The sequence below is a fragment of the Kitasatospora sp. NPDC017646 genome, assembly GCF_044329365.1.
GTDB lineage: Bacteria > Actinomycetota > Actinomycetes > Streptomycetales > Streptomycetaceae > Kitasatospora.
Genome location: NZ_JBIRJC010000010.1, coordinates 54,237 through 60,730, shown reverse-complemented (window position 1 = coordinate 60,730; position 6,494 = coordinate 54,237). Strand labels below are relative to the sequence as shown.

At 72.7% G+C, this 6,494-nt stretch carries 9 protein-coding genes; 6 read left to right on the top strand and 3 right to left on the bottom strand.

From position 1 onward, the window contains the following. Positions 1-112: 112 nt before the first annotated feature. Positions 113-361, bottom strand: a complete 249-nt coding sequence (locus tag ACH4J0_RS17795; RefSeq protein ID WP_396241065.1) for a type B 50S ribosomal protein L31 — start codon at positions 359-361, stop codon at positions 113-115. A 29-nt stretch (positions 362-390) separates the two neighbouring features. After that, complete coding sequence (rpmG, locus tag ACH4J0_RS17790; RefSeq protein WP_030056206.1) at positions 391-555, bottom strand: 50S ribosomal protein L33; 165 nt, start codon at positions 553-555, stop codon at positions 391-393. 125 nt (positions 556-680) lie between these two features. Between rpmG and ACH4J0_RS17785 the strand changes: the two genes are divergently transcribed. The 5 genes from ACH4J0_RS17785 to ACH4J0_RS17765 all read left to right on the top strand — a co-directional run bounded on the left by ACH4J0_RS17785 (position 681) and on the right by ACH4J0_RS17765 (position 4,904). Beyond that, the gene (locus ACH4J0_RS17785; protein ID WP_396241063.1) at positions 681-1,787 is read left to right on the top strand and encodes a M24 family metallopeptidase; all 1,107 of its coding nucleotides are present in this window, start codon (positions 681-683) and stop codon (positions 1,785-1,787) included. Between the two features lie 79 nt (positions 1,788-1,866). Further along, positions 1,867-2,430, top strand: a complete 564-nt coding sequence (gene efp / locus ACH4J0_RS17780) for an elongation factor P (protein ID WP_030290256.1) — start codon at positions 1,867-1,869, stop codon at positions 2,428-2,430. Positions 2,431-2,434: 4 nt separating this feature from the next. Then, positions 2,435-2,872, top strand: coding sequence for a transcription antitermination factor NusB (gene nusB / locus ACH4J0_RS17775; RefSeq protein ID WP_350508646.1), 438 nt, complete (start codon positions 2,435-2,437; stop codon positions 2,870-2,872). 124 nt (positions 2,873-2,996) lie between these two features. Continuing rightward, positions 2,997-3,824, top strand: coding sequence for a thioesterase family protein (locus ACH4J0_RS17770; protein ID WP_396241061.1), 828 nt, complete (start codon positions 2,997-2,999; stop codon positions 3,822-3,824). Between the two features lie 153 nt (positions 3,825-3,977). Then, the gene (locus ACH4J0_RS17765; protein ID WP_396241059.1) at positions 3,978-4,904 is read left to right on the top strand and encodes a hypothetical protein; all 927 of its coding nucleotides are present in this window, start codon (positions 3,978-3,980) and stop codon (positions 4,902-4,904) included. A gap of 125 nt (positions 4,905-5,029) precedes the next feature. Here ACH4J0_RS17765 and ACH4J0_RS17760 read toward each other — a convergent pair whose 3' ends face one another. Continuing rightward, the gene (locus ACH4J0_RS17760; protein ID WP_030056198.1) at positions 5,030-5,533 is read right to left on the bottom strand and encodes a transcriptional regulator; all 504 of its coding nucleotides are present in this window, start codon (positions 5,531-5,533) and stop codon (positions 5,030-5,032) included. A gap of 333 nt (positions 5,534-5,866) precedes the next feature. Between ACH4J0_RS17760 and pyrR the strand changes: the two genes are divergently transcribed. Next, the gene (pyrR, locus tag ACH4J0_RS17755; RefSeq protein ID WP_396241057.1) at positions 5,867-6,490 is read left to right on the top strand and encodes a bifunctional pyr operon transcriptional regulator/uracil phosphoribosyltransferase PyrR; all 624 of its coding nucleotides are present in this window, start codon (positions 5,867-5,869) and stop codon (positions 6,488-6,490) included. Positions 6,491-6,494 lie beyond the last annotated feature (4 nt).

The window sequence follows — 6,494 nt, the reverse complement described above, 5'->3', positions numbered from 1 at the left end:
GCCCTGTCGGGGCGGCGGCCCCGCGCGGCCCCCCTCCCTCCCCCCCCCCGGGCCGGCCGCCCGGGGGCCGGGCCCCCGCCGGGGGGGGGGCCCCCCCCGCTTCCGCTTCTCGTCAGTACCGGTCGCCGTAGCGGCGGCGGAACTGCTCGACCCGGCCGGCGGTGTCGAGCACCCGGGACTGTCCGGTGTGGAAGGGGTGGCTCGCCGAGGAGATCTCGACGTCGATCACCGGGTGGGTGGTGCCGTCCTCCCACTTGACGGTGCGGTCGCCGGTGGCCGTCGAGCGGGTGAGGAAGGCGAGGCCGCCGACCTTGTCGCGGAAGACGACCGGGCGGTAGGCGGGGTGGATTCCGGACTTCATGGCTGGGCTCCTCCAGGGGGCCGGGTCGTTCAGCGTTCTTCGCGGAAGTCGACGTGCCGGCCCGCGGCCGGGTCGTACTTGCGCAGGACCATCCGGTCGGGGTCGTTGCGGCGGTTCTTGCGGGTCACGTACGTGAAGCCGGTGCCGGCCGTGGAGCGGAGCTTGATCACGGGTCGCAGTTCGCTGCGGGCCATTGGAGCCTCCTGAAACGGATGTCATTTTCACCCGCTCCAACGCGACCCCCGGCCCGTCCATTCCCGGGGCACCGGGCGGGGGTGCTCGGCGGGCGGTTCGGGCCGGGGGTTCGTAGGCTCGACGCATGGCGGATGCGTACACGGGTCGGCGGGAGCGGGTGAGGGAGCACTGCGGTGCGGCCGGAGCCGATGCGGCGCTGATCACCCGGGCGGTGAACGTCCGGTACCTGACGGGCTGCGCGCCCTGCGGGGCGACGCTGCTGCTGACCCGGGACCGGGCGCTGCTGTCGCTGCCGGACGACCTGCCGCCGGACGACTCGGGGGAGCACCTGGTAGACACGGAGGTCACCCGGGTGCCGGTGTCGGCCGGGACGGACACCGCGCTGGCCGCGGCGGTCGCGGCCGGGCGGCTGGGGGTGCGGGAACTGGCGGTGGAGGAGCACGACCTGACCGTCACCCGGCACCGCGGGGTGGCGGACCTGGTGGAGGGGGCCCGGCTGGCGGACCTCGGCCAGGTCGTGGAGCGGCTGCGGGTGGTGAAGGACGAGCACGAGATCGCCGACCTGCGGATCGCCGCCGAGATCGCCGACCAGGCGCTCGGCGAGCTGCTGGAGTCGATCCTGGTCGGCCGCACCGAGCGGCACCTGGCGATGGAGCTGGAGCGCCGGATGATCGACCACGGTGCCGACCGGGCGGCCTTCCCGGTCTCGGTCGGCACCGGCAGCCACTCCGGCCTGCCCGCCCACCAGCCGACCGACCGGCGGGTGGAGGAGGGCGACTTTCTCACCGTGGTGATGGGCGCCCAGTACCGCGGCTACCGCGTCTCGACCGCCCGGACGTTCGTGATCGGCGCCGCTCCCGCGCCCTGGCAGGTCGAGCTGCACCGGCTGGTCTTCCGGGCCCAGCGGGCCGGCCGGGAGGCGCTCGGGCCGGGCGTCGAGCAGTGCGTACCCGACCGGGTCGCCCGGCAGGTCCTGGAGGCGGCCGGCCACACCGAGGTCTCGCCGCACCCGGTGGGCCACGGCATCGGGCTGGAGATCCGGGAGGCGCCGCGCCTCGGTCCGTCGGACATGGGTAAACTGGACAGCCGCGTGCCGGTCACCGTCGGTCCGGGGGTCCACCTCCCCGGCAAGGGCGGGGTCCGGATCGAGGACACGCTCGTCGTGCGCCCCCTCGAAGAGGGCGGGCCCGAGCTGCTCACCATCACCACCAAGGAGCTCCTCGCCCTGTGACGGCGGCCCCCGAAGGCCGTCGGCGGCAGGACGCGAACCCTTGGTTCCTTGACAGCTATATCCAGGAGTAAGTGCGCCCGTGGCTTCCACGAACGATCTCAAGAACGGCATGGTCCTCAAGCTGGAGGGCGGCAAGCTCTGGTCCGTCGTCGAGTTCCAGCACGTCAAGCCCGGCAAGGGCCCGGCCTTCGTGCGTACGAAGCTCAAGGAGGTCCTGACGGGCAAGGTCGTCGACAAGACCTTCAACGCCGGCACCAAGGTCGAGACCGCCAACGTCGACAAGCGCGGCATGCAGTTCTCGTACAAGGACGGCGAGAACTTCGTGTTCATGGACATGGACACCTACGACCAGATCACGATCGAGCCGGCCGTCGTCGGTGACGCCGCCAACTACCTGCTCGAGGGCTTCGAGGCCCTGGTCGCCACCAACGAGGGCGTGGTGCTCTACATCGAGCTCCCGACCTCCGTCGAGCTGCTGATCGCCGAGACCGAGCCGGGCGTGCAGGGCGACCGCTCCACCGGTGGCACCAAGCCGGCCACCCTGGAGACGGGTGCCGAGATCCAGGTGCCGCTCTTCATCACCACCGGTGAGAAGGTCAAGGTCGACACCCGCGACGGCAGCTACCTCGGCCGGGTGAAGTAAGTCCGTGTCGGCCGCACGTAGCAAGGCCCGTACCCGGGCCTTCCAGATCCTCTTCGAGGCCGACCACCGCGGGGTCGACCCGCAGCAGGTCCTCGCCGACTGGGTGGCCCGCGCCCGCGAGCCGAAGCCCGACGAGGGCACCCCGCAGGTCGGCGAGTACACCATGGAGTTGATCGAGGGGTACGTCCAGCACGCCCGTCGCATCGACGACCTCATCGAGCAGTACGCGGTGGGCTGGACCCTCGACCGGATGCCGATCGTGGACCGCAACGTCCTGCGGCTCGGCGCGTACGAGCTGATCTGGGAGGACGGCGTCCCGGACGCGGTCGTCCTGGACGAGTCCGTCGAGATCGCCAAGGAGTTCTCCACGGACGACTCCCCGGCCTTCGTCAACGGCATGCTCGCCCGCTTCCTGGAGCTGAAGCCGAGCATCCGCCGGTAGCGGTGATGCCCAGCGCAGTGGCCGCCGGTTCCGAGGACCTCGGATCCGGCGGCCATTCCGCGTTTCACCGCGCAGGCGTAGTGTGGGGCCCTACTCGCTAGTAACTTGAAGGGCAGGCACCCCCATGACCACCGCGACCCGCAGCGAGTTCGACCAGGGCATCGCCCTGACCAGACACCCCGAGGAGGCCGGCCGCTACGAGGCCGCCCTCGGCACCGGCTGGCAGATCGGCGGCGGGGTCAACGGCGGGCTGCTGCTCGCCGTGGCCGGACACGCGCTGTCGCTGGAGCACGAGTCGCACCCGGACCCGGTGTCGATCAGCGGTTACTACCTGTCCGCCTCCACCCCCGGCCCGGCCACCGTCCGCACCGAGGTGCTGCGCACCGGCCGCAGCCTGTCCACCGGCACCGCCTCGCTCAGCCAGGACGGCGTCGAGCGCCTGCGCGTGGTGGCCAGCCACGGTGACCTCGCCGCCGCCGACGGCGAGGTGCGCACCAGCGCCACCCCGCCGCAGCTGCCGCCGCCGGACCAGTGCATCGGCGTCGAGCACGCGCCCAAGCAGCTGATCGAGCAGGCCGCCCTGCTGGAGCGCTTCGACCTGCGGCTCGATCCGGCCACCGTCGGCTGGGCCCTCGGGCAGCCCTCCGGTCAGGGCCGGATCCAGGGCTGGTTCCGGCTCGCCGACGGCCGCGAGCCCGACCCGCTGCTGCTCCTGCTGGTCGCCGACGCGCTGCCGCCGGTCACCTTCGACCTCGGCCTGCCCGGCTGGGCCCCGACCGTCGAGCTGACCGTGCACCTGCGGGCCAAGCCGGTTCCGGGCTGGCTGCGGGTCGTCCACGCCACCCGCAACCTGGCCGGCGGCTACTTCGAGGAGGACGCCGAGGTCTGGGACGAGTCCGGCCGCCTGGTCGCCCAGTCCCGCCAGCTGGCCCGGGCGCCGCGTCCGCTCTGAGCGGCCGAGGCGCGGTGCTATTACCGGAGGTTACATTCCTGTGACACGCCGTACGTGTGTGGCGCTCGGAACTGGGGAGTAACACGGTCAGCGGCGAGCCCCGCCGCTGACCGTCACCGCCCGACGGCCGCCCGCCGACGCCAGGAGCCTCCGATGACCAGCCGCAAGGGCCGCGCCCGCCGCAACTCCGACTGCACCGCCGCCGGCACGCGCCCCGCGCTGCGGGCGCCGCACCGGCCGCGGCGGGACGAGGGGGCCGAGCAGGCGTTCGTCATCGGGGTGCTCACCAACGCCGCGGACTTCGCGCGGGCCCGTGCCTGGGGAGTCAGCGACGTCCCCGACTACGAGCGCTACCTGACCGACACCGCCGAGCTGCTGGCCGACGCGCTGGAGCGCTTCGAGACCGTCCGCGCCCGGATGTTCCACCCGCAGGACTTCGAGGAGTTCTGTCTGCTGCACGGCCTGGACCCGGCCGCGCCCACCGCCCGCGACCGTTACCTCGTCAACCCGCCGTTGCAGACCCAGCTGTTGGCCTATCAGGGCGAGGAGCTGGCCGGGGACTTCGTGCCGCGACTGGTCCGGGCGCGGGAGAACGGGCTGACGCTCCGCCACGCCGACCTGCTGCTGGACGGCGGACTGCTCGGGAGCACGGGCCCGGCGGAGGCGGACGAGGAGCACGCGCGCTGGGTGCGCGCCGCCCACCAGCGCGGGGCCGAGGTGTTCCGCCGGATGCTGGTCGGCGCGGGCGCCGGGGTGTACGAGCTGCGGCTGCGGGTGGACGCGCCGGGCGGGCGCCTGAGCGCGGCGGCCCGGGTGCTCCAGTGGGAGGACGGGGTGGTGCGGATCAACGACGAGGAGCTGGAGCTGATCTGCGCCGTGCTCTGCGCCGGGTTGGCGCTGGAGCTGCCGGGCGTCGCGGTGCTGCACGGCTCCCAGGGCTCGGCGGCGTCCTGCGGGGAGTACCTGCCGGCCGCCTGGGCCTGGTCGAGCGGCGGCCCGGACTGGGCGCCGGCCGCCCGCCCGGTGCGGTTGGACGGGGTGGCGGCGCAGCCGGGCTACAGCCTGGGGACGGTCTGCTGAGCCCCTGCCATTCGGGCCGAACGGCCGCGAGGGGCGGTCGCAGCCGGGGAAATGCCGCGGCGCGGCTCCCGGGTTCCGGAAACCGCGCCGTGACGTTTCTGCCTGCTGACGCTGGTCGGCGAGCCTCAGCTCGCGTCCTCCTCGCGCACCGCGCGGCGCGCGTCGGGGTTGAGCACGCCCCAGGAGATCAGCTGCTCGGTGAGGATCGACGGCGACTGGTCGTAGATCACGGCCAGAGTGCGCAGGTCGTCCTGGCGGATCGAGAGGACCTTGCCGTTGTAGTCGCCGCGCTGGCTCTGGATGGTCGCCGCGTAGCGCTGCAGCGGGCCGGCCTTCTCGGACGGGACCTGGGTCAGTCTCTCCAGGTCGAGGACCAGGCGCGGCGGCGGCTCGGCCGCGCCGCCCGGGGTACCGCCGGGCAGGAGCTCCTGCACCGGAACGCCGTAGAACTCGGCGAGCTCGGCCAGCCGCTGCACGGTGACCGCACGGTCGCCGCGCTCGTACGAGCCGACGACGACTGCCTTCCAGCGCCCCTGGGACTTCTCCTCGACACCGTGCAGGGAGAGCCCCTGCTGAGTGCGGATCGCTCGGAGCTTGCCTCCGAGCTGCTTCGCGTAGTCGCTGGACATTGATCTCCCCGGACGAGATTGCTTCGCGTTCAGTGGTGGGTCACGGGCGATGGCCGGCGTCGCTACCGGTGGGTACGACGCCCGTCTCGTAACTCACTGTGAGGTTACGTAGAGTAAGGTAGTTGCGTCAAGCCGAATGGGGCAGTCGTGCGAATGGCCCGCATCGTCGGCGCGTCCGGGGTGTTAACCCGGCGAAGCGGAATGATGGAGGTCCATTTGCCACTCCGGGGCGCTGGTAGGATGGTCCGAAGCCCGCGCCCGGTCGGCGGGGGCAGATTCCCAGACATCCTTTAAGGCCCGTCCCGTGAGGCGGGGAAGGAGGTCCGCTTCGGCATGACCACACACCAGGAACCCACGCCGCGGCCGCCGCACCAGGTGCTGGACGGCACGGACATCGCCCGGGTCATCACCCGGATAGCGCACGAGATCGTCGAGCGCGCCAAGGGCGCGGAGGACGTCGTGCTGCTCGGCATCCACACCAGGGGCGTCCACCTCGCCCGCCGCCTGCACGGCCGGCTGGCCCAGATCACCGGGAGCGAGATCCCGCTGGGCACCCTGGACATCACCATGTACCGGGACGACCTGCGGCTGAAGCCCGCCCGCGCCCTGGAGCACACCGAGATCCCGCCCGGCGGCATCGACGGCAAGCTCGTCATCCTCGTCGACGACGTGCTCTTCTCCGGCCGCACCATCCGGGCCGCGCTCGACGCGCTGAACGACATCGGCCGGCCGCGCGCCGTGCAGCTCGCCGTCCTGGTCGACCGCGGCCACCGGGAGCTGCCGATCCGGGCCGACTACGTGGGCAAGAACCTCCCCACCTCGCTGCGCGAGGCCGTGCAGGTCCGCCTCGCCGACACCGACGGCCTGGACGCCGTCCTGGTCGGCGACCGCGACTACACCGCCCGCAGCTCGCAGGCCCTGGCCTCCCAGCCCACCGAACCGCACCTCCCGGAGTAACCCG

Bases quoted from the DNA above. Each gene is read 5' to 3' on its own strand.
- pyrR (WP_396241057.1), top strand. From the start codon at position 5,867: ATGACCACACACCAGGAACCCACGCCGCGGCCGCCGCACCAGGTGCTG.
- rpmG (WP_030056206.1), bottom strand. From the start codon at position 555: ATGGCCCGCAGCGAACTGCGACCCGTGATCAAGCTCCGCTCCACGGCC.
- ACH4J0_RS17785 (WP_396241063.1), top strand. From the start codon at position 681: ATGGCGGATGCGTACACGGGTCGGCGGGAGCGGGTGAGGGAGCACTGC.
- ACH4J0_RS17795 (WP_396241065.1), bottom strand. From the start codon at position 361: ATGAAGTCCGGAATCCACCCCGCCTACCGCCCGGTCGTCTTCCGCGAC.
- ACH4J0_RS17770 (WP_396241061.1), top strand. From the start codon at position 2,997: ATGACCACCGCGACCCGCAGCGAGTTCGACCAGGGCATCGCCCTGACC.
- ACH4J0_RS17760 (WP_030056198.1), bottom strand. From the start codon at position 5,533: ATGTCCAGCGACTACGCGAAGCAGCTCGGAGGCAAGCTCCGAGCGATC.
- ACH4J0_RS17765 (WP_396241059.1), top strand. From the start codon at position 3,978: ATGACCAGCCGCAAGGGCCGCGCCCGCCGCAACTCCGACTGCACCGCC.